The sequence below is a fragment of the uncultured Parabacteroides sp. genome, from assembly GCF_905196875.1.
In the GTDB taxonomy this organism is placed as follows: Bacteria; Bacteroidota; Bacteroidia; order Bacteroidales; family Tannerellaceae; genus Parabacteroides.
This window is the reverse complement of sequence record NZ_CAJJWO010000019.1, coordinates 60,178-81,085: the sequence shown is the minus strand read 5'-3', so window position 1 is coordinate 81,085 and position 20,908 is coordinate 60,178. Positions and strand designations below refer to the sequence as shown.

The following is a 20,908-nucleotide window of genomic DNA, read 5'->3' as shown; positions in this document are numbered from 1 at the left end:
AAGATAGGGTTTTCCTGAATATACATTTAATGATTAGTAATTAAAGAAATAAAATATGTGCTATATTGGAATAGACATCGGAACCAGTTCTATCAGCAGTGTTGCTTATGATCTGAAAAAGAACAAAATAGAATCACTCACAATCGCCAACGACTCAGTGATTGTTTCGGAGGTTCTTTGGGAGAAAATCCAATCTCCGGACAGAATCATCGGGATTGTGGAAGAAATAATGGAGGATTTCTCTTCCCGTTACCCGGATATTAAGGGAATTGGTGTTACGGGGCAAATGCATGGAATACTTTATTTGAATGAACAAGGCGAAGCGGTCAGTCCGCTTTATACCTGGCAAGATGGAAGAGGTAACCAGTTATATCGTGAGAATAAGACCTATGCAGCTTACTTATCCGAAGAAACAGGCTATGCGCTGGCAACAGGTTTCGGTCTGGTGACGCATTTCTATAACCAGGTAAATGGGCTGGTTCCCGACGATGCAAAACAGATCTGTACGATCATGGACTATGTTGTCATGAAGTTATCCGGACAGAAAACACCTCTTACTGATTATTCGAATGGTGCAAGCATCGGCTTTTTCGATTTGGAAAACCTGTGTTTTGATCATGCCGCTCTGGAAAAGGTGGGGATCGATCTTTCTATTTTACCGGAATTGTCGGAATCTGCCACTTGCTGTGGTTATAATAAGCGGCAGATACCCGTATATTCTGCGATAGGAGATAACCAGGCCGCTTTCCTCGGATCGGTAAAGGATATCCATCATTCTATTCATATAACCGTAGGGACAAGCAGCCAGATCTCTGTCTACTCCGATAAGTTTATAAAAATACCGGAACTGGATACAAGGCCTTTCCCCGGTGGTGGATATATATTGGTGGGAGCCGCTCTTTGTGGCGGTCAGGCATTTGTTATGTTGAAAAACTTTTTTGAGCAGACTCTGCGGGCTTTTCTACCGACGTTATCAGATGAACAGCTCCAGGCCGGCGGTTTGGATCTTTACCAGGTGATGACTTCTGTTTCTTATAAAGAAGACGTTTGTGATCTTCCCATCGTTGAAACTCTATTTGACGGAACCCGTTTTGCTCCGTGGAAACGTGGTCATATTGAAAATATATCTCTTTCCAATTTTACTCCGGAAAATTTGATATTGGGTTTTCTGAAAGGTATCAGTCGTGAACTGCATGGTTTTTATCAAAGGCTACCGGAGAATATCCGTCATGAGAAAGATGTTATTGTTGGTTCGGGGAATGCGCTCAAGAGAAATCCGCTCCTGTGTCAGGCATTTGAAGAATTATTCGGATGTAAGTTATCTTTTTCTTTGTATCAGGAGGAGGCAGCTTTTGGCGCTTGTCTGAGTGCAGTTAAAGGAGGAGACAAATGTAAAATTGCTTAAAGAAAAATGAAGCAGAAGGATCGATTCTTTTAAGAGGAGGAAAAAGTATAAATTGTTGTCAGGATGTTTTTCTGAAAATATCGTTTAATGCTATTGTGTATGTAAAAAGTACATTCTACATTTGCCGGCCATTATCGATATATTAATCAGCAAATATCTACTTATATGAATGCAAAGGTGAAAGGATACATGCTGGGAGCCATAGCGGCTGCCACTTATGGTATGAATCCTCTTTTTGCTCTTCCTCTTTATAAAGCGGGGATGGATCCTGACTCTGTTTTGTTTTTCAGATACCTGTTTGCCATTCCGGTGCTGGGTATTATGTTGAAGGCGAGAGGGCGGAATTTTAAGCTATGCCGGAGAGATTTGGTGCCGTTGATTGTCCTGGGATTTCTGGTAGCTTTCTCTTCGCTTGCTTTGTTCCAAAGTTATAATTACATGGAAGCCGGCATTGCATCGACCTTGTTGTTTGTTTATCCGATCATGGTTGCGTTGATCATGTCGATACTTTTTAAGGAGAAACTGACCTTGCAAACCGTCCTTTGCATAATGCTCGCATTAGGTGGCATAGGGTTGCTTTATCAAACCGGTAGTGGTGCAACGCTCAACACGATTGGTGTCCTTCTGGTCATGGGATCGGCACTCAGTTACGCTATTTATATCGTTGGTGTGAACCGGCCGCGACTGAAGGATATAGCGACTCTTAAACTGACTTTCTATGTCCTGCTTTTCGGTGTTTTGCTCTTCCTGATCCGTGTGGATTTCGGGCATAGCTTGCATATTCCCAACGACTGGTACTTGTGGGGTAATCTGATCGCTTTAGCAATCTTTCCCACTGCCATATCCTTCCTGTGTACCACGCAGGCCATACAATATATCGGTTCTACTCCGACAGCCATACTCGGTGCTCTCGAGCCTTTGACCGCTGTCTTTTTCGGTGTTACCATCTTCGGTGAAGTGCTGACGCCCCGGCTGGGTTGCGGCATTGTGATGATCATTCTGGCTGTCACACTCATTATTGCCGGAAGCAATGTTACGGCTTATCTGATCCGCTTCAGAAAGCTGTTTCCCCGACTTCCACTCAAGAAAAAAAATAGTTGAATGTATTTGTAAATACAGGAAATTTGTATATCTTTCATCTCTCGAAATAGACCTTAGTTATCAGGTGTTTATCCCATTCTGCCTTAAATAATCTCCTATTCAAATTAATGGTTGATAATTGTCAGCCATACGGTCGATAATTATCAACCATACGGCTGACGGTTATCGGCCAATCGGCTGATGGCTATCAACCGTTGATTAGTCGCCGTACTAATTTGAATTAGTACGTATAGTAGTTCAAAATAGATCGGCAGAAAAGTTTAATTTCTTCGGTAGATAATTTAGAGTGGCCACTAGCTGTCAATAATCTTTCAGAGAATCCCCTCTCATAATTTACATACTTATTATTTTTATTTGTATTTTGCACTCCAAACAACACACAAGTATTAATTATGAAAAACGCCGTATTACTATTCCTTCTTTCCTGTTTTGTCTTCGGCTGTAAGAACAACAGTGAAATCACCTTGAAAGTAAAAGACGCAGAGAAACTTCTGCTGTCCGAAAATCCCGATAGTGCTTTTGTTATACTAAAAAGCATCACAAATCCGGATGTTTTGGACAACAAGACTTTTTCCCGCTGGTGTCTGACTTGTGCCGCTGTATGTGAAAAATTGGAAGAGGATATGCCATTTGTCCCTCAGATGGAAAGGGCTAATGAATATTATGAGAAACATGGATCGCTGGATGAGAAGATAAATATTTTGATGTACCTGGGAATGTCTTACGAGGAGGAAACAGACTTCGAATGGGCGATGAAATCGTATTTGCAAGTAGTGGAAATGGCAAAAAAGGAAAAAAAATATTTGTTGTTGGTAGGGAAATTGTATAATAAAATGGCATGTCTGTATAGTTTTGATAATGATTATGATAAGGCTCAATACTTCTATCAATTAAGCGGAGAGTCTTATCTGAAAGGAGGTGATAGCCTGAACTATATTTATTCTATTCGTGATATTGGCTGGATTTATACATTAAAAAAAGAATACGTAGCGGCTTCGGAGTCATTCTTGAAGGCGTATAAGTTTGCTTTAAATCTCAACGACTCTTTATTGTTGAGTTCTCTGACTAACCGTTTAGGGATTAATTATAAAGAAATGAATAATTATTTATTAGCAGAGGAGTATCTGTTGCAATCGATTGTTTATGATAAGGCAGGTAGTGCACCTACTTTTTTAGCATTAGCAGATTTATATACATCCGGAAAAGAATATAAGAAGGCACAAGATTATATAAATATGGCAACTCGGCTTAGTTCGGATAATCAAATGTTTAAAGGGGGATTATTGTATCGACTCTATATTTTGGAGAAAGAGCTTGGGAATTATAATCTTTCATTAAATTATTATGAACAGTATACAAGCTTTGCAGATTCTATTTCAAACCTACAAGAAAGAACGAATATTTTGAAAGTTGAAAAACGATATGAGTATGAGCATTTATTGAATGAAAATAACAAATTGGATATAAAAAATCAATGGATAGTAATTCTATGTTGTTGTTTGGTTATTCTTTGTTTATTGCTAATTGTTCTATATAGACATCGTATTACTAAGAAAGAAAAATATATAATTAAGCAACAACAGATTATTCAAGATAAGCATTCTTTATTTATGGAAAAAGAAATTGATATGAAAGGTTTAAGTTCTATAGTTATGGAAATTCGAGAAAATGTGTTAACAAGTACAGATGTTTATAAAAGGATTATTGAGATTTCTCAATCTATAGAAAAAGCGAAGAATTATCCTTTGACCGATAAAGAATGGATCGCATTAAAAGAATGTGTTAAATCTACCTATGTATTATTCTTTGAAAATTTGCAGAAAAACTTCCCTAATATGACGGAAGAAGATATTCGTTTTTGCTGTTTGCTAAAAATCGGATTGAATAGTCAGCAATTAGCGATCTTATTAAAGATTCAATCTACATCAGTTAGTAGAAGACGTAGTCGTATTATGATAAAAGGTGGATTTGAAAATACAAATACTACATTGGAAAAGATTATTGAAAAGTTGTAATTTGTTTATATAAAATTGAAGTAAAAAGGCTCTTGTACATATGGTTTTGTATGTACATGGCCTTCAATGTTGTCTGTATTAGTTAATTAGCTTATGTGGGCATAAATATTGCTGTACATGCCTTGATATGAAATTATAGCACTCTTCTCAAATGGCTCCTTACCTTTGCAGCAGAAATAATTTAATGATTGTAATTTATGTATAAAGTATTATTGATTGCTATTTTATTCTGTATTGCAGAAACGGGTTTTGCGAAAATGCAAATTGATTTGCAAGCTCAAACTCGATGTCCAATAACTCCAGTAGAAGTTTTTTTTGATAGCCAAACGTTAGACGTTGGTATTTTGAGTCATATTGGAATTATCGATGTCGTTATTGAAGATCATTTTGGAAATGTCGTTTTTAGAACATCTTTAAATGGAACTCCAGGGATTGTTTCACTAGGGATAGGATTGAAAAAAGGTGAATATGTTATTTGGATTAATTCTTTAGGTTATAAGGCTAAAGGTGACTTTTTTATTGAGTAATATTATTAGTATTTATTTTATAAACAAATTTCAACTTATGAAAAGAAAATTAGTAAAGTTTATTAGTGTTGCATTTGTATGCACATTAGTAGCATGTACAAATGAAGAAAGTTTAAAAGATCTTGAAGTGAAAGATCAAAGTGAATCATCGGTTAATCTGTGTGGTGTAAATGTTGAAACAAAAAATGGAACTCTTGTATTTGAAACAGAAGAGCAAATGAAAGAATTGTCTTTACAGTTGTCAGGTGTATCAACTCCTGTATATTTGATGAAGAGTGTTTCTTCGTTTACTAATATGACTCAAATAAATGCATTACGAGAAGCTGGTTTTCGGTCAATGTATGATGTTTTTGTAGAAGCAATGAATGAGGCTGAGTCTTATTATGATAGAGAGGGCGGATATGAAGAGTTTAAAGAAAAATATTCTTCTTTATATTTCCCTGAAGAAGGTGATGATTATTCAGCCTATTTGCCTATTAGTGATAAAGAATTAGCTAAAATTGCTGATAAAAATGGGAATGTTATTGTTGGTGGAAAAACTATCTCGTTGATAGATATTAATTCATACAAAGAGCTAGAAGATTTAGGTCTAACTCCTCCAAGTGAAAATAATCTAAGAGCGACTTCAGGTACAAATAGTATTGCTGAAGAAGAAGTTGGGAAAAATAAAGTATGGGTAAAATGTAAAAATACAAGTGATAAAGGCATACCTATAATTCAAGTTGAAGTTTGTTTTAGAAAGAAAAATTTTGTAGGCATATGGTATAATCATAATTCAGGAACAAGTGCTAAACTTGGTGCAGGATTTGGTGTTGCTGAATATGGAGGAACAATGCTAGAATGCTTTGGATTTTCTTCGCATGATTATAAATATGCAAGAGCATCTAATGGGATTGATAAACTTCCTGTTGCTAGGACTGTGATAATAAGACATAATGGTACAGGAAGAACATTAACTTTGAAACTTGACTATCCTCAAGAACTTTTATAAAAATGAAACGGATAAAAAAATACTTTGATTTGTTGTTACTTTTTTGCGGTTTGATCTTTCTCGTTGCTTCTTGTGAAGCAGAGAAAACAACTTATCAGGATGTTAGGGACAAAGAACAGGCCATAATCGATAAATTTATTGATGAAAACGGATTGGTGGTATTGAAAGAATATCCGAAGGATAGTATTTTCGGAGAAAAGGAGTTTGTACTGCTTGATAATGGTGTTTATCTGCATGTCATTGATTCCGGAAATGGAAATCGTCCGGTTCAGGATACTAAAATCCAGTCTGTTGCAAAAGGGTTGTTTTTAGGAAGAGAAGAAGGTGACGTTTCTTTTGATGGATTTCAGGCTGATGACGAATGGGCGAAATGGCCACTTAAATTTAAGTATAGCGAGACTCAACAAGCTTATCGTGACGAAAATTTCCTTTGTGAAGGATATGTCAGCGTAATGGAATATATTGGTGACAATTCATCAGTGAGTATGATTGTCCCCTTTACATGTGGAAGTGTATACCAACACTCCTCCTATTTACCGATTTATTATGAAAAAGTCGATTTTACTTTTGTGAAAGAGTGATAAAACTTTTTTCGGCAAAATTAATAGAAGTGCTTGCATAATAAGAATACCAGTGTCCCGTTCTATATGAGACACTGGTATTAATTTAAGGAAATATTTTTATGAAAAGCATCTTATTATCGTTGATGATCGTGTTATGTACTGTTGGGAATGCAAAAGGGATCGAGTTGGAACCTCGTATCGGTGTCAGTTATTCGGAAGTTTGGGGACTTCATTTAGGGGCAATGGCGTCTTTTAAGATGTCGGATCTGTTTTATATTCAACCGGGGGCTTTGATTAATACCGTTAGTGGTACTTATAAAAAAACCGGCGATTGGAACTTTGGCTTGGATATCCCTCTGTATGCCTCTCTTCGGATACCTGTAAATAATACCTTGAAAGTTCGTTTGAATGCAGGGCCTTTTATCGGATTTGCTTCTCCTCTAAATTTAGGAACAGCTGTAGAAGGTGGCGTTAAATATCACAAATATTATGTCGGCGTTTCCTGGCTTCAAAACTTTATCAATCAAAATTGTGCCCGTCTGCATTTCTCTATCGGCTATAAATTTGCATTGTGACCATAAAAATAATAAATTCGCTGTCCAAATAGACAGCTATGCTCGATCTCGATAAACGATCCCTCATGTATCTGCCGGGCGTAGGCCCGAAGAAAGCGGAGATATTACGGAAAGAAGCCGGAATATCTTCGTATGAAGATTTGTTGTTTTATTTTCCATATAAATATATTGACCGTAGCCGCTTTTATAAGGTGGCCGAGATAACGGGAAATATGCCTTATATTCAATTGAAAGGGCGTATTTTGTATTATGATACGGTGGGAGAAGGGCGAACCCGCCGTCTGGTGGCTAAGTTTACAGATGGGACCGGGACGATCGACCTGGTTTGGTTCAAGGGACTTAACTATGTGACGGATAAATATAAGACAGGGACCGACTATATTGTTTTCGGTAAGCCCGCCGAGTTCGGACATATCTATAATATTCCCCATCCCGATATCGATCCGGTAGAGCAGGCAGAACAGGTAGCTGGCGGTCTGACACCTTTCTATAATACATCGGAGAAGATGAAAAAGTCGTTCCTCAATTCGAGGGCGATACAGAACCTGCAATATACCTTATTAAGTGCGTTGAACTGGGAGTTACCCGAAACGCTTCCCCCGGATGTGCTATCGCGTATCCGTATGATGCCGTTGAAAGAAGCGATCCGGAATATCCATTTCCCGGAATCGGCGGAGAAATTGAAACAGGCACAGTTGCGCCTGAAGTTCGACGAACTTTTCTTTATACAGTTGAACATTCTCCGTACGGCGAGTCTTCGGAAACTAAAACTGAAAGGAATCGTTTTTCCAACCGTCGGGGACTACTTCAATACATTTTATAAGGAGTATCTTCCTTTCGAACTGACCGGGGCGCAAAAACGAGTCGTCAAGGAAATCCGCGCCGATATGGGAAGTGGACGGCAGATGAACCGCCTTTTGCAGGGTGATGTGGGAAGCGGAAAGACATTGGTCGCATTGCTTTCCATGCTGCTGGCTGTCGATAACCATTGCCAGGCCTGTATGATGGCACCGACCGAAATACTTGCCACCCAGCATTACGCTACTGTCATGGAGTTTCTGAAGGATATGGATATCCGTGTCGCGCTGTTGACTGGTTCGACAAAGAAGAAAGAACGGAATGAACTGCTTCCGGCTATTGCCCGGGGAGAAATACAGATCGTGATAGGGACGCATGCCCTGATCGAAGAGACTGTCGTTTTTTCCTCGCTGGGACTGGCCATCATTGATGAGCAACATCGTTTCGGTGTGGAGCAACGTTCGCGCCTGTGGAAAAAGAATGCTGTTGTTCCGCACGTGCTGGTGATGACGGCAACGCCCATTCCCCGGACATTGGCCATGACTCTATACGGCGATCTGGATGTCTCCGTGATCGATGAGTTGCCTCCCGGACGTAAACCGATCCAGACGATGCACCGGTACGATAACAAGAAAGCTCAGCTGTATGATTTCCTGCGTAAGGAGATCGGATTGGGGCGTCAGGTCTATGTCGTTTATCCGTTGATCGAAGGAAGCGAAAAGCTCGATTACAAGAGTCTGGAAGACGGCTTTGAAACTTTTAAGGAAGTATTTCCGGAGTATAAGGTCTGTATGGTTCATGGAAAGATGAAGGCGGCAGACAAGGAGGCCGAAATGCAGAAGTTCATATCCGGAGAAGCACATATCTTAATGGCAACGACCGTGATCGAAGTAGGTGTGAATGTGCCGAACGCTTCCGTGATGGTGATTGAAAGTGCCGAGCGTTTCGGGCTTTCGCAGTTACATCAGTTGAGGGGACGTGTCGGGCGTGGTGCGGAACAGTCCTATTGTATTCTGGTCTCCTCCTATAAATTGAGCAACGACACCCGTAAACGTCTGGAGATTATGGTAAACAGCAATAACGGTTTCGAAATAGCGGAAGCCGATCTGCACCTTCGCGGGCATGGCGACCTGGAAGGAACCCAACAAAGCGGGGAAGGGCTTGACCTGAAAATAGCCAACCTGGCAGCCGATGGGCAGATCCTTCAATATGCACGCGATATCGCAACGGAAGTTTTGGACAAAGACCCGGAATTGTTGTCCGAACCTAACCGGATTTTGAACGAAAGACTGAAAACGCTCTTTTCCAGAAAGATAAATTGGAGCATGATTAGTTGATATGTTGTGAAACATGTTTCTTTTGAAGCTCTTGTTTTTCAATAAGAATGCAGGCCGCTTTTGAATTTCTTCACTTTCATTGCGGAAATTTTTCCGGATTGTGTTTTGTCAACTTGCTCAAAATAACGAACTTTGGTCGATTTGTAAAAAAATAGGGTCTGTTTCACGACTTATTTTACCCCTGTATTCTATTTCGAAAAATGATAAAAATGAAGATAAGAGCACTACTTTTTATTTGCTGTACCTCCCTGATGGTATCGGCTGTATCGGCCAAAGATCCTGAAGGAAAAGATACACCAAAGCAGACAATCCATATCGTAAAGATGGACAAGCGCGTGTCGGAACTGATGGCTGACCGCGTAACGATCCGGAAAGATATGGGACTGAAAGAATTAGCAGAGATTAATGCGAGAGTGGATGAATCACTTGCCGCAAACGAAGATTTATTGTTCCCGGCAGATGAATTATACGGCTCAAACTGGGATACCCGTTGGGTAGATCCTTTCCGCGGAGGTTCCAAGATCGAGATGCCTGACTCTTGTGCTATCGATTGTTCTGCTTTTACCCTTCCTATCGACAGTCAGATTAAAGTAACTTCCAAATATGGTCCCCGTCGTCGCCGTATGCATAAAGGTATCGACTTGAAAGTTCAGGTAGGTGATACGATCCGTGCAGCATTTGACGGTAAAGTTCGTATCCGTAATTTCGAACGTCGCGGATATGGTAATTATCTGGTGGTTCGCCACCCGAACGGACTGGAAACAGTTTATGGTCACTTATCCAAATCGCTTGTAGATGTAAACGACATTGTACGTGCTGGAGATCCGATCGCATTAGGAGGAAATACCGGACGTTCTACCGGTTCTCACCTCCATTTCGAAACACGCTTTTTAGGTCAGGCTCTCAACCCCGCCGATATTATTGACTTCGAGAACGGAGTTCCCCACCAGGACACTTATGTATTCCATAATATAAAGATTAACGGTCGTAAGAGTAATATTTATACTTCTTCAAGCGACCAGATGGTTTATCACCGTGTGAAATCCGGCGATACATTAGGTAAGATAGCTCGTATGTACGGAACAACAGTGAACGAACTTTGCCGTCTGAATGGTATCAAGAGTACTACCATGCTTCGTCTGGGACAGTCTATCCGTTGCAGTGCCGGCAAAGAAGTAGCTGCAGCTAAGCCTGCTACAAAACAGACTACGGCAAAAACTACGACAACAGCGGCTAAGACTACTAAAACAACTACTGTAGAAGCTGTGACTCCTGTTGCTTCACTGACTGGAAATGCTTCAACAGCTCAGGCAGCAGAACCTGTTTATCACCGTATCAAAAGTGGCGATACGCTGGGAGCTTTAGCTTCTAAATACGGAACAACTGTCAGCAAGTTGTGCGAAATGAACGGAATATCTAAAACAACCGTGTTAAAATTAGGTCGTTCCATCCGTTGTAAATAAGTTATTTTTAAGATAAAGGAAAGGCGCGGATGAAATCATACATCTGTGCCTTTGTTGTTTTTTTACTATCTTTGCGGCATAATAATGTAGGATATGGCTGATACGAAAGAACAGTTTGAGAAAGTGATCTCCCAATGCCGGGAGTTGTTCGAAAAGAAGTTGAAAGATTACGGTCCATCGTGGCGGATCATGCGTCCCCAGTCATTGACCGACCAGATATTTATTAAGGCGAACCGTATCCGCAGCCTCGAGATAAAAGGGGTAAGTATGGTGGATGAAGGGATACGTCCCGAGTTCGTGGCCATCGTTAATTACGGGGTGATCGGATTGATCCAATTGGCGAAAGGTTTTTCGGATACCACCGATATGACGAACGAGGAAGCATTGGCATTGTACGACAAATACATTACAGAGACCAAAGAGTTGATGTATGCCAAGAACCATGATTACGACGAAGCCTGGCGCAGTATGCGTATCAGCTCTTACACCGACCTGATCCTGATGAAGATTTACCGAACGAAGCAGATCGAAAGCCACGGCGGTAAGACCATCGTCTCGGAAGGTGTGGATGCCAACTATATGGATATGATCAATTATGCCCTGTTCGGTTTGATCAAACTGGAATACGGCGAAGAATAATATATGAACTATAAAGAGACTGTAATAAAAATACTGACAGAATGCAGCCGCCTGCTGATCGGGGTAGTGTTTATCTTTTCCGGTTTTGTGAAGGCGGTCGATCCGATGGGAGGAGCCATTAAGATTGGGGATTACCTTACTTCTTTCGGCCTTGATTTCCTGCAGCCTTTTACCGTTCTAGCCTCTTTTGTCCTTTCTGCGGCCGAGTTTGCGATGGGGGTTTGTATGTTGCTCGGCGTATATCGCCGTTACAATTCCTTCCTGGTTTTACTTTTCATGGCATTTATGACGCCGCTGACGTTATATCTGGCCTTGTTCAATCCGGTTTCCGATTGTGGCTGTTTCGGCGATGCCGTCGTTATCTCCAACTGGGAGACCTTCTTCAAGAACCTGGTGTTGTCCGCCGCCGCCATTATGGTGTTTATGAATTCCGGGAAGATGTTTCAGTGCTTTACCTTTAAAGTGTATTGGTTTGTTGCCCTGTTTTCTTACTTCTTCGGTATCGGATTCGCTTACTGGAACTATAACCATCTGCCGGTTATCGATTTCCGTCCGTATAAGATCGGGGCGAATATCCCATCGCTGATGGCTATCCCTGACGGAGCGCCGGAAGACGAATACCGTTATACTTTTGTTTATGAGAAAGACGGTGTCAAGAAAGAATTCTCGCTGGAAGACTATCCGGAGAATGACAGTACCTGGACTTTCGTGGAGTCGAAGACCGAACTCCTGAAGAAGGGATATGAACCGCCGGTGGCCTCTTTCAATATCTATAATGCCGAAGGAGACGATGTCACAGACGATATATTGCATAATCCGGACCCTGTTCTTTTGCTGATCGCCCCGAAGCTGGAAACAGCGGACGACGAACGTATCGACGAGATCAACGGTGTGTATGATTATGCCCTCGAATATGAATTGCCGTTCTATTGTGTCACGGGCTCTTCTCCGGAGATGATCGACGAATGGAGCGATAACACCGGAGCCGAATATCCGTTCCGTATGGCTGATGAAGTGCTGCTGAAAACGATTATCCGCTCCAACCCCGGCCTGGTCTTGCTGAAAGACGGTACGGTACTGGCTAAATGGCATTACAACGACATCCCCGATGAGGAACATATCAAGGCCGAAGTAGAGAAGCATCTCGACGTAAATAAAACAAAAGAAAAAGAAGATGGCTGGCTAATAACCATCTTATTAACTTTTACCGTACCTTTGCTGCTCGTTTGGGTTTACGACTTCTTTCGTTTTCGCCGGAGACGGAAAGACAAGGCAGAATAAAAAGATTTTATAGTATTTATATATTTAATTAATTAAGTCATGAGAAAGAATATTGTTGCAGGAAACTGGAAGATGAACACTACTCTTCAGGAAGGCCTGGAATTAGCAAAAGGATTAAACGAAGCCCTGAAAGGCAAAGCTATCAACTGTGATGTAATCATCGGAACTCCGTTCACTCACCTGGCAAGCATCGCTGCTGCTATCGATACTGATAAGATCGGTGTAGCTGCTGAAAACTGTGCAGATAAGGAAAAAGGTGCTTACACTGGTGAAGTTTCAGCTGCAATGGTTGCTTCAACTGGTGCTAAATATGTGATCCTCGGCCACTCTGAAAGACGTGCTTACTATCACGAAACTCCGGCTATCCTGAAAACTAAAGTTGAACTGGCTCTGGCTAACGGTCTGACTCCGATCTTCTGTATCGGTGAAGTATTGGAAGAAAGAGAAGCCGGCAAACACTTCGAAGTGGTAGACGCTCAGATCAAAGAATCTTTGTTCGATCTTTCTGCTGAAGATTTCGGTAAGATCGTTCTGGCTTACGAACCGGTTTGGGCTATCGGTACTGGCAAGACTGCTTCTGCAGAACAGGCTGAAGAAATCCACGCTCACATCCGTGCTACACTGGCTGCTAAATATGGCAACACAGTAGCTGACGATTGCACAATTCTGTATGGCGGTAGCGCAAATGCAGGTAACGCTAAAGAATTATTCTCTAAACCGAACGTAGACGGTGGTCTGATCGGTGGTGCTTCTCTGGCTGTCGATAAATTCATGCCGATCATCGAAGCATTTTAATGACATTATGAGTAGAGACCGTCCCCGTGTCAAGCACGGGGACAAGTCTCTCTTTTAAACAAAACAACAATCACAATGAAGAATTTCCCTTGTATCATTTTATTATTCATGTTGCTGGCCTGTGTGACCGGAGCGTCTGCACAGACAAGTGTCGACGGATCGGTTCAGACAATCTTCGATGATCTCCAGACCTCGAAGCCGGGTAAAGGAGATGTGATAATCAACCAGCCCCAGGCTCTCCGGGATTTAGTAGGAGTACGCTTGTCGGGTGATAATGTTGAGAAGACGGACAGCACTGCTTTCCTGAAGATACAAGGTTTCCGGACACAGGTTTTCTCCGGTAACAACCAGCGCAAGTCGAAAGACGAAGCGTTTGATAAGGAGAAGAAGGTCAAAGAACTTTTTCCTGATGTTCCGACTTATGTTACCTATACCGCTCCGTTCTGGAGGTTGCGTGTAGGTGATTTCCGTTCGCACGAAGAAGCTTATCACATGCAGCGCCTGCTGATGACAGCTTTCCCTTCGTTCGGAAAGGAAATGTATATTGTTAGAGAAGAAGTAAAGATCCCTCTGAATTAACAGGTGCGAAAACAGAAATGATAGAAGAAATAAACGACAAGACCTTGGCGGCACGTGAAGAACTGGCAGGCCATTACAAAGGAATACTCGGTTTGCTGGGTGAGGATGCCGAACGTGAAGGTTTACTTAAGACGCCGGAACGCGTAGCGAAGGCTATGCAGTTTTTAACTAAAGGATATAACGAAGACCCTGCAAAAGTATTGGCTTCCGCCATGTTTCAGGAAGAAGATTACAAGCAGATGGTAATTGTGAAAGATATCGATTTCTTCTCTCTTTGCGAGCATCATATGCTTCCATTCTTCGGGAAGGCACATGTCGCTTATATTCCTAAGAAATATATTACGGGACTGAGCAAGATTCCCCGCGTAGTGGATATCTTTGCCCGCCGCCTGCAGATACAGGAACGCCTGACGATGCAGATCAAGGATTGTATCCAGCAGACACTCGATCCGCTGGGTGTAATGGTCGTGATCGAAGCACAACACATGTGCATGCAGATGCGTGGTGTGGAAAAGCAAAACTCCCTGACTACTACTTCCGATTTCACAGGCTTCTTCCAGCAGGCAAAGACCCGCGAGGAGTTTATGAACCTTATTAAGAATAACAGATAGTTGTCATACTAAAGACAAAGCTCTGCCATGCCTATGGCACAATCCTGCCATGCTAGTGGCACGACTCTGCCAACCGCATGGCAGAATGCCTTTGAGCGCAAGACGGGGCGGCTTGTTGTCGGTATTCCTGTTACTGCCTGGCGAGTGCCGCTAAAGAAGCAATACTCTCTGCAAGCGCCTTGAAACTCTCGAGGGCTACATGGTAGGTAGCTTGTTGTGCAGGGTCGGGCAGGAACCGGTGTTGTATTCGGTGCAAGTCGTCGATCCGCTCATAATCTTTCCAGATACCCGTTCCTTTCAATGCCAATGCGGCAGCCCCCAAAGAGGCAGCTTCCTGCCCGATATTCGTCTTTTGTATTTCCAGTTCGTAGATGTCTGCGAATAACTGCATCCAGAAATTACTTTTTGTACCTCCTCCCACGAAGAGCATTTCGCTGAATTCGGCATGGTATTTCCTGAACAGGTCGAGGGCAATACGGAGGTTGAGGGCAATGCCTTCCAGGGTGGCACGTATCAGGTCGCCACGGGTGTTGCCAAGTCTTAACCCGGTGAAGGCGCCGGTCATATCGGGGCTGGGCTCGATACTGGAACCTCCTGCCAGGCTGGGGTTAAAAAGAATACCGTTTGCTCCGGCCGGAGAGGCTTCGGCCAGTTTGTTCATGGCTACGTAGGCATCTTCCCCTCCTTCTTTCTCTGCGGCCAACAGGTCGGGGCAGAGAGTATTACGTACCCATTGAAGGCTGCTTCCTGCCGAGAAGATGCAGGTGGCAGATGCATACATGCCTTTGATGACGTGAGCGAATACGTAGGGCTTCTTCTCGTAGTCGAGTATCGGATTGTCTGATATCAGGGCTATCCAGGAAGATGATCCCAGCGAAGTGTAGATGCGGGAGGGTTTGATCCCTTTGCTGCCCAATGCCATGCAAGAGTTGTCTACCCCACCGCAGATCACCTGTACATGTTCCGGCAGGCCGGTTTCGAGGGCTGCTTCGGGAGTGATTGTTCCGGCAAGGGCATCCGATTCGAGTATCTCCGGGAGCATTTCCGGACGGATACCGGATGCCTGTATGTATTCCTCTTTGTATTGCCAGTTTTGCAGGTCGAAGACTCCGCTACCAGAAGCATAGGAGTAATCGGTGCATAACCTTCCGGTGAAACGATAGTTACAATAGTCCTTGGTGCCGATTACCTTGCCGGTTGCTTCGTAACATTCCGGGTGATGCGTTTTATACCACATGATCTTGAAGATAGAATAACATTCCGGCGGAAAACCGTTGCCGGTTGTTTCGTACCAGTCTCTTTGGTCGATGCGGGTAAAAAAGTCCGCCGCTTCATTTACGGCCCGGCGGTCGGACCAGATCGGGGTAGAGGCGAGCAGTAAGCTTCCGTCCTTACCTATCGGTACGACTCCCAGGCTATGGCCGGAGATAGCGAGGGCGACGATTTCGTTTTTATCTATCTTTGTTTCGTCGAGTAATAGACAGGTGGAGCGGATAATGGCTTGCCACCAGTCGTCGGGAGCCTGTTCCTGCCATCCGGGATGCGGATAGGAGGTAGCATAGGGGATGAAGACGGAATGCAGCGTCTGCCCTTCACGGTCGAAGAGGGAGGCCTTTATTCCGCCTGTCCCCAGGTCGTAGGATATTACTTTCTCATTCATGACTTTTCCCGGTTGATACATTCTTCCATTATACTCAGTGCCGATTTGTAACCGATGCCGAAACGGCTGACGCCCATTCGGTACATCTCCAACAGGGTGTCGAGCGTGCGTACTCCTCCCGCAACTTTCAGCCGGATCGCCTCACCCACCGTATCTTTTATCAGGTGGATATGGTGGAGTGTGGTGGCTCCTGCCCATCCGGTTCCGGTCTTGATATAATCGGCTCCGGCTTTCAGAATGATGCTGGAGGCTATCCGGATTTCTTCATCGGTGAGCAGGACTACTTCTATAATCACTTTTAAGGGCAGGGGAGATACGACGGCTTTGATACGGCGTATCTCGTCTGCTACATCATCCGACATACCGGACTTCAGTTTGCCGATATTCAGTACCATATCGATTTCCGTGCAACCGGCTTTCTTCAACTCTTGGGCTTGTGCCAGCTTGCTTTCGGTTGTCTCCCCGCCGGAAGGGAAGCCGACTACGCCTCCGATACCGATTTGCGGGTGACCTTTTAACTTGTCGAAGACAACGGGCAATAGTCCCGGCATCGGAAAGACGCAGATGAAATTGTATTTCAATGCACCTGCAATAATGTCTTCTACATCCTGCCGGGTAGAGTCTGCCCGTACGGCGCTGATATCGATCAGGCGCGCAATCTCTTGTGAGGTAGGGTTAGTGTAATTCATCGTCTTATTGTTTTTACTTGTCGTATACTTTGCCGTGTTCCCCGATGACCGAGCAGTTCTGCTGTTCTATCTTAAGCCTTTCGGCATATTTGCGGAGTTGCGCCTTATGCCGCTCGCAGGGAACAAGGTCTTTTTCGATATCGCCACGCGGCGTAGCTTTCAGGCGCTTCTGTCCGGTCCGGATGATCTCGACAGCACGGGAATACTTTTGTTTATCGTTCCGTATGCCATCCAGGCAAGGGCTGGCTTCCGGACGGTCGAAGGATATTTGCGCGGTCAGTTTTCGTCCGTGGTGGTTCAGATCCCATATGTTTACATTGGTCAGTTGTTTCAGTTCTTCTATTTCCTGATTATAGAGCGGACTTCGTCCCGCCAGTGTCGAGTCGAATGCCGACTCATAAACCGGGTAGTAAACGCCGTTCAGGTCCATCCAGGTATAAAGGATCTCCTTGTCTTTGGTCGATAGCTTTACACCGTGATGGTCGCCGTCGATCACTTTGGTCAGTTTGCTGGCATGCGATCCCCAGGTGTAAGGTTCCTGTATCGGGGCCGGGCCGCCACCTACCAACGTAATTTCTTTCTTGACGTACAAGTTTACGTAAGCAGCATTAAAGAATGGGTTCTTGTCTTTTGCCAGTACGAGCTTGTCGCGGTTCTTCGGATCGAAGTCGTGACAACGGACGCAACTTTTATCCAGGATGGGTTGTACCTGTTCCATGAACGAGAAGTTCTTTGGGGCTTTACCCATCCAGCCGCTCAATTTGACCGGCGCTTTCTTCAGGGCCAACGGGGTCGGTCCCATGTTGCTCGGTATGCTCAGGCGGTCTTCGTGGCAGCCGATACAGCCGTTCACCTCACCCGGCATAAGCATTGTACCGCTTCGCATGGACTGGATCATCTTCTTGTCTTTGTCCAGCAACTGGAAGTAAACGAACGTGCCGGAAGGAACTTCGAAGTTGGCGGAACCGTCGGCTTCTACGGGGACTTCGCCCAGTATCCGCTTGTTCTCGAAGCTATGCCAGTTTACAGCAGGAGCTTGCTCGCCTTGTCCGCCCCAGCCACTTTGTGTCCAGGTTCTTTTCTCCGGTGATTCGATGATTCTCAGATATTTTGCGGTACCGGGCTCTATGCCTTTCATGTGTGTACCTTGATAAACGTTCTGCACATAGAAGGTTCCTTTCTTGTCTGTATAATTCCTGTTCGAAGGAATGGCGTGCGGTTTGGGACGCGGCTCGATGATCATCGGATCGAAGAGGCTCTGGTTGCCTTCAAGGATAAGCTCCTGTGTACCGTCTCGGCCAACCAGATAGATACCCGATTTAGAGTCCAGATGCATCCATCCGCCGGGCTTTGCCCAGATCGTGCGTGAGGTCAGGAAGAAGTTCTCATTGAGTGGATAAGGGTCTTCGAAGAAGTATTCGATCCATTTGAAAGAGTCCAGGTCGCCTTTATCCACCAACTTCAGGCTTTCTTCCGGCCATATTTGCAGGACTGGTTCTACGCCGTCCACTCCCTTTTTGCGATCGATAATAGCCAGTGCACCCCAGGGGCGGTCGTGGCAGGAACCGAAGATGCAGATCACCTGGTCGGTTCCGGGGATTTGCCGGGCATCGATTACTCCGCCGGGCGATTGGGTGTTGTTGCCGTAATAGATGGAATGTTTGGTGCCGTCGGGGTTTACCGTCCATAATCCCTGGGCGTCGCCGAAGTTGCGGTCTACATATTCCCAGCGGTCGTACAATATTCTTCCGTCGCTCAATAGAGAAGAGTGACCTTCGAATAATGTACTGACACCGATCTGTGTGATGTTGGCGCCGTCGGCTTCCATCCGGTAGAGGTTACACATAATATGGCGGTTGCACATACAGTATTTCGGTTGGCGGGTAGAACTGAATATGATTCCTCCATCCGGTAGGTAAAGCGGATCGATATCGGAAATACCTTCTGCAAAAGTGAGCTGTTTCATGCCGCTTCCGTCTACATTCATTTCATAGATATGATAAAAGTCATCTTTGTTCTTCCGCATGGAGAAGATGATCTTTTTCCCGTCGAAAGATAACTCCGGATCGCGGACCACACCATCTTTCAATTCTATCAGTGTCGTGATATTCCCGCTGTCGACATCATAGATACGCATCGCTCCTCCCGGAAAGAAACTGCTCTCGTTGATCTCTCCTTTTTGGAACATAGTGGCCGTGTTGTGGTGATCCGGTGCATACTGTTCCCGCTCTACATAAAGTATTTGCTTGCCGGTCAGTTGCTCTTTTGCTTTTGGGGTCAGTGTAATTCTTTTTGGGGCCATCTGTTCGGCGGAAAGCAACATGCTTCCTCCGCAAATGAAGGCCAGAAGAATAATTAATTGGTTGTAGTTTCTCATGATATGGTTATTTAAAGAGTGACGATTTATTCAGGAATATATCCCAGGTTAGCGGATATCGTATGAGCAGTCCGGATCAGTTCTTTCGAAATCTCCGGGAATTTATCTTTTGACAACCTGCCGGACGGGCCGGAAGTCCATATCGTAGCAGCAATAGTTCCGAATTGGTTGAAGATAGGTGTTGCGATACAATGAACACCCGCCATTTCTTCTTCCAGGTCTACTGCATATCCAACCTTTTTTATATGTGTCATTTCTTTCCTCAACTGTTTCTCGTCGGCAATCGTATGTTTGTTGAAGACCGTATATTGAATACTTTGTATCGCCTTTTCCCGTTCTTCTTCCGGAAGGTAAGTGGTAAATATCTTACCAGGAGCCGAGGCATGCAGGCAGAAACTTGTCCCCGGACGCAGAAGAAAAGTGAAGTTATGCGATCCCAATACCTGTTCCAGTAATACAACCCGATTCTCCATGAATACTCCCAGCATAATACTTTCTTTTATCGTGTCACGCAGGGCACGCATAGGGGCAAGCGACTGTTCTACGATATTCGACTCGCCCAGAGCCGCCAGACCCAGCTTGAGAAATCTTTTGGATAAGGAGAAACGTTGGGTATCGATGTCTTTCGTCAAATATCCCATATTGGATAAAGAATTGAGCAGTCTATATATGGTTGTTTTAGGTGTATCCAATAGGTTGACCATCTCCTGCATAGTTAAACCACTGGGGTAATTGACCAACAACTCCAGGAGCTCGAAGCTTTTTTCAAGCATGGGAATGTTATACTTTTCAACACTTTTATCTTTTATTTCTTCCAGAACTATCATTACATTATAGGTTATATTGTTGTTTCTTATTTGGAACTAAGTTTCTTATTTGGAACAAATGTATGTATTTCTGATAAACGAGCCCTATTTATTTTGTTAATTAATAATATAATTTTTTCTCTCCGTTGTAATTATCCATATTTGTATACGACTGATATAGTAAACAATACGAGAGCAAACTAAATGGATGTACAGCAGCAAGAGAAGGATTTTATAGCACTTGTAGAGAATTATAAGCAGGTGATATATAAGGTATGCTATATTTATGCTACCGATCCGGATAATCTGAACGACTTGTATCAGGAAGTAGTGATCAACCTGTGGAAAGCTTTTCCCCGCTTCCGGGGCGAGTGTAAGGTTTCGACCTGGGTGTATCGTATCGGACTGAATACTTGTATCTCTTTTTTTCGCAAATCCAAGTTCCGACCGGAAGTGGTGCCTATCTCGGTCGACCTGGAAGCTGTAGCTGAGGATGAAGATAAAACGGCGCAACTTCGTGAACTTTACCGGATGATTAACCGGCTGGGACATTTGGAACGTGCACTGATCCTGCTCTGGCTGGAAGAAAAAAGCTACCAGGAGATGGCGGATATTACCGGTATATCCCGCACGAATGTAGCCGTTAAGCTGAATCGTATTAAGGAGAAACTGAGAATCATGTCGAACAGTTAAAAT

General features: G+C 43.7%; 19 protein-coding genes. 15 read left to right on the top strand and 4 right to left on the bottom strand.

The annotated features are described in order from the left end of the window. Nucleotides 1-55 precede the first annotated feature (55 nt). The 14 genes from QZ076_RS08980 (at nucleotide 56) to folE (ending at nucleotide 14,680) form a co-directional block, all read left to right on the top strand. Entirely contained in the window at nucleotides 56-1,405 is a 1,350-nt protein-coding gene (locus tag QZ076_RS08980) for an FGGY family carbohydrate kinase (protein ID WP_293712590.1), read from the top strand. Nucleotides 1,406-1,570: 165 nt separating this feature from the next. Continuing rightward, nucleotides 1,571-2,506, top strand: a complete 936-nt coding sequence (locus QZ076_RS08975; protein ID WP_293712589.1) for a DMT family transporter — start codon at nucleotides 1,571-1,573, stop codon at nucleotides 2,504-2,506. A gap of 392 nt (nucleotides 2,507-2,898) precedes the next feature. Continuing rightward, complete coding sequence (locus QZ076_RS08970) at nucleotides 2,899-4,521, top strand: hypothetical protein (protein WP_293712587.1); 1,623 nt, start codon at nucleotides 2,899-2,901, stop codon at nucleotides 4,519-4,521. 197 nt (nucleotides 4,522-4,718) lie between these two features. Next, nucleotides 4,719-5,048, top strand: a complete 330-nt coding sequence (locus tag QZ076_RS08965; RefSeq protein WP_293712585.1) for a hypothetical protein — start codon at nucleotides 4,719-4,721, stop codon at nucleotides 5,046-5,048. A 37-nt stretch (nucleotides 5,049-5,085) separates the two neighbouring features. Then, nucleotides 5,086-6,039, top strand: coding sequence for a DUF4848 domain-containing protein (locus QZ076_RS08960; RefSeq protein ID WP_293712583.1), 954 nt, complete (start codon nucleotides 5,086-5,088; stop codon nucleotides 6,037-6,039). A 2-nt stretch (nucleotides 6,040-6,041) separates the two neighbouring features. After that, nucleotides 6,042-6,620 carry a DUF4827 family protein gene (locus tag QZ076_RS08955; protein ID WP_293712581.1) on the top strand — a complete coding sequence of 193 codons (579 nt, stop codon included), beginning with the start codon at nucleotides 6,042-6,044 and terminating at the stop codon, nucleotides 6,618-6,620. Between the two features lie 101 nt (nucleotides 6,621-6,721). Next, nucleotides 6,722-7,177 (top strand): hypothetical protein, encoded by a 456-nt coding sequence (locus QZ076_RS08950; protein ID WP_293712579.1) that lies wholly within the window; start codon nucleotides 6,722-6,724, stop codon nucleotides 7,175-7,177. A 38-nt stretch (nucleotides 7,178-7,215) separates the two neighbouring features. Further along, nucleotides 7,216-9,312: an ATP-dependent DNA helicase RecG gene (recG, locus tag QZ076_RS08945; protein ID WP_293712577.1), complete on the top strand. Its 2,097-nt coding sequence runs from the start codon at nucleotides 7,216-7,218 to the stop codon at nucleotides 9,310-9,312. 209 nt (nucleotides 9,313-9,521) lie between these two features. Next, nucleotides 9,522-10,775 carry a peptidoglycan DD-metalloendopeptidase family protein gene (locus QZ076_RS08940; protein ID WP_293712575.1) on the top strand — a complete coding sequence of 418 codons (1,254 nt, stop codon included), beginning with the start codon at nucleotides 9,522-9,524 and terminating at the stop codon, nucleotides 10,773-10,775. Between the two features lie 93 nt (nucleotides 10,776-10,868). Further along, nucleotides 10,869-11,414, top strand: coding sequence for a DUF1599 domain-containing protein (locus QZ076_RS08935; RefSeq protein WP_028728255.1), 546 nt, complete (start codon nucleotides 10,869-10,871; stop codon nucleotides 11,412-11,414). Between the two features lie 3 nt (nucleotides 11,415-11,417). Next, nucleotides 11,418-12,695 (top strand): BT_3928 family protein, encoded by a 1,278-nt coding sequence (locus QZ076_RS08930; protein ID WP_293712573.1) that lies wholly within the window; start codon nucleotides 11,418-11,420, stop codon nucleotides 12,693-12,695. Between the two features lie 39 nt (nucleotides 12,696-12,734). Then, a complete protein-coding gene (tpiA, locus tag QZ076_RS08925; protein ID WP_028728257.1) occupies nucleotides 12,735-13,490 on the top strand; it encodes a triose-phosphate isomerase in 756 nt (251 codons plus the stop codon). A 75-nt stretch (nucleotides 13,491-13,565) separates the two neighbouring features. Beyond that, nucleotides 13,566-14,069, top strand: a complete 504-nt coding sequence (locus QZ076_RS08920) for an SPOR domain-containing protein (RefSeq protein ID WP_293712570.1) — start codon at nucleotides 13,566-13,568, stop codon at nucleotides 14,067-14,069. A gap of 17 nt (nucleotides 14,070-14,086) precedes the next feature. Next, nucleotides 14,087-14,680, top strand: coding sequence for a GTP cyclohydrolase I FolE (gene folE / locus QZ076_RS08915; protein WP_129730282.1), 594 nt, complete (start codon nucleotides 14,087-14,089; stop codon nucleotides 14,678-14,680). Nucleotides 14,681-14,810: 130 nt separating this feature from the next. Here folE and QZ076_RS08910 read toward each other — a convergent pair whose 3' ends face one another. Genes QZ076_RS08910 through QZ076_RS08895 form a run of 4 tightly spaced genes read right to left on the bottom strand, consistent with a single transcriptional unit; the run spans nucleotide 14,811 to nucleotide 20,233 of the window. Next, nucleotides 14,811-16,340, bottom strand: a complete 1,530-nt coding sequence (locus QZ076_RS08910; protein WP_293712568.1) for an FGGY-family carbohydrate kinase — start codon at nucleotides 16,338-16,340, stop codon at nucleotides 14,811-14,813. Then, nucleotides 16,337-17,029 (bottom strand): deoxyribose-phosphate aldolase, encoded by a 693-nt coding sequence (gene deoC / locus QZ076_RS08905; RefSeq protein ID WP_293712566.1) that lies wholly within the window; start codon nucleotides 17,027-17,029, stop codon nucleotides 16,337-16,339. Before deoC ends, QZ076_RS08910 begins: the two co-directional genes overlap by 4 nt. A 13-nt stretch (nucleotides 17,030-17,042) precedes the next feature. Beyond that, the gene (locus tag QZ076_RS08900) at nucleotides 17,043-19,406 is read right to left on the bottom strand and encodes a hypothetical protein (protein WP_293712565.1); all 2,364 of its coding nucleotides are present in this window, start codon (nucleotides 19,404-19,406) and stop codon (nucleotides 17,043-17,045) included. Between the two features lie 26 nt (nucleotides 19,407-19,432). Beyond that, nucleotides 19,433-20,233, bottom strand: coding sequence for an IclR family transcriptional regulator (locus QZ076_RS08895; protein ID WP_293712564.1), 801 nt, complete (start codon nucleotides 20,231-20,233; stop codon nucleotides 19,433-19,435). A 183-nt stretch (nucleotides 20,234-20,416) separates the two neighbouring features. On the opposite strand from QZ076_RS08895, the gene QZ076_RS08890 reads away from it, so the two are divergent. Further along, nucleotides 20,417-20,905, top strand: a complete 489-nt coding sequence (locus QZ076_RS08890) for a sigma-70 family RNA polymerase sigma factor (RefSeq protein WP_293712563.1) — start codon at nucleotides 20,417-20,419, stop codon at nucleotides 20,903-20,905. Nucleotides 20,906-20,908 lie beyond the last annotated feature (3 nt).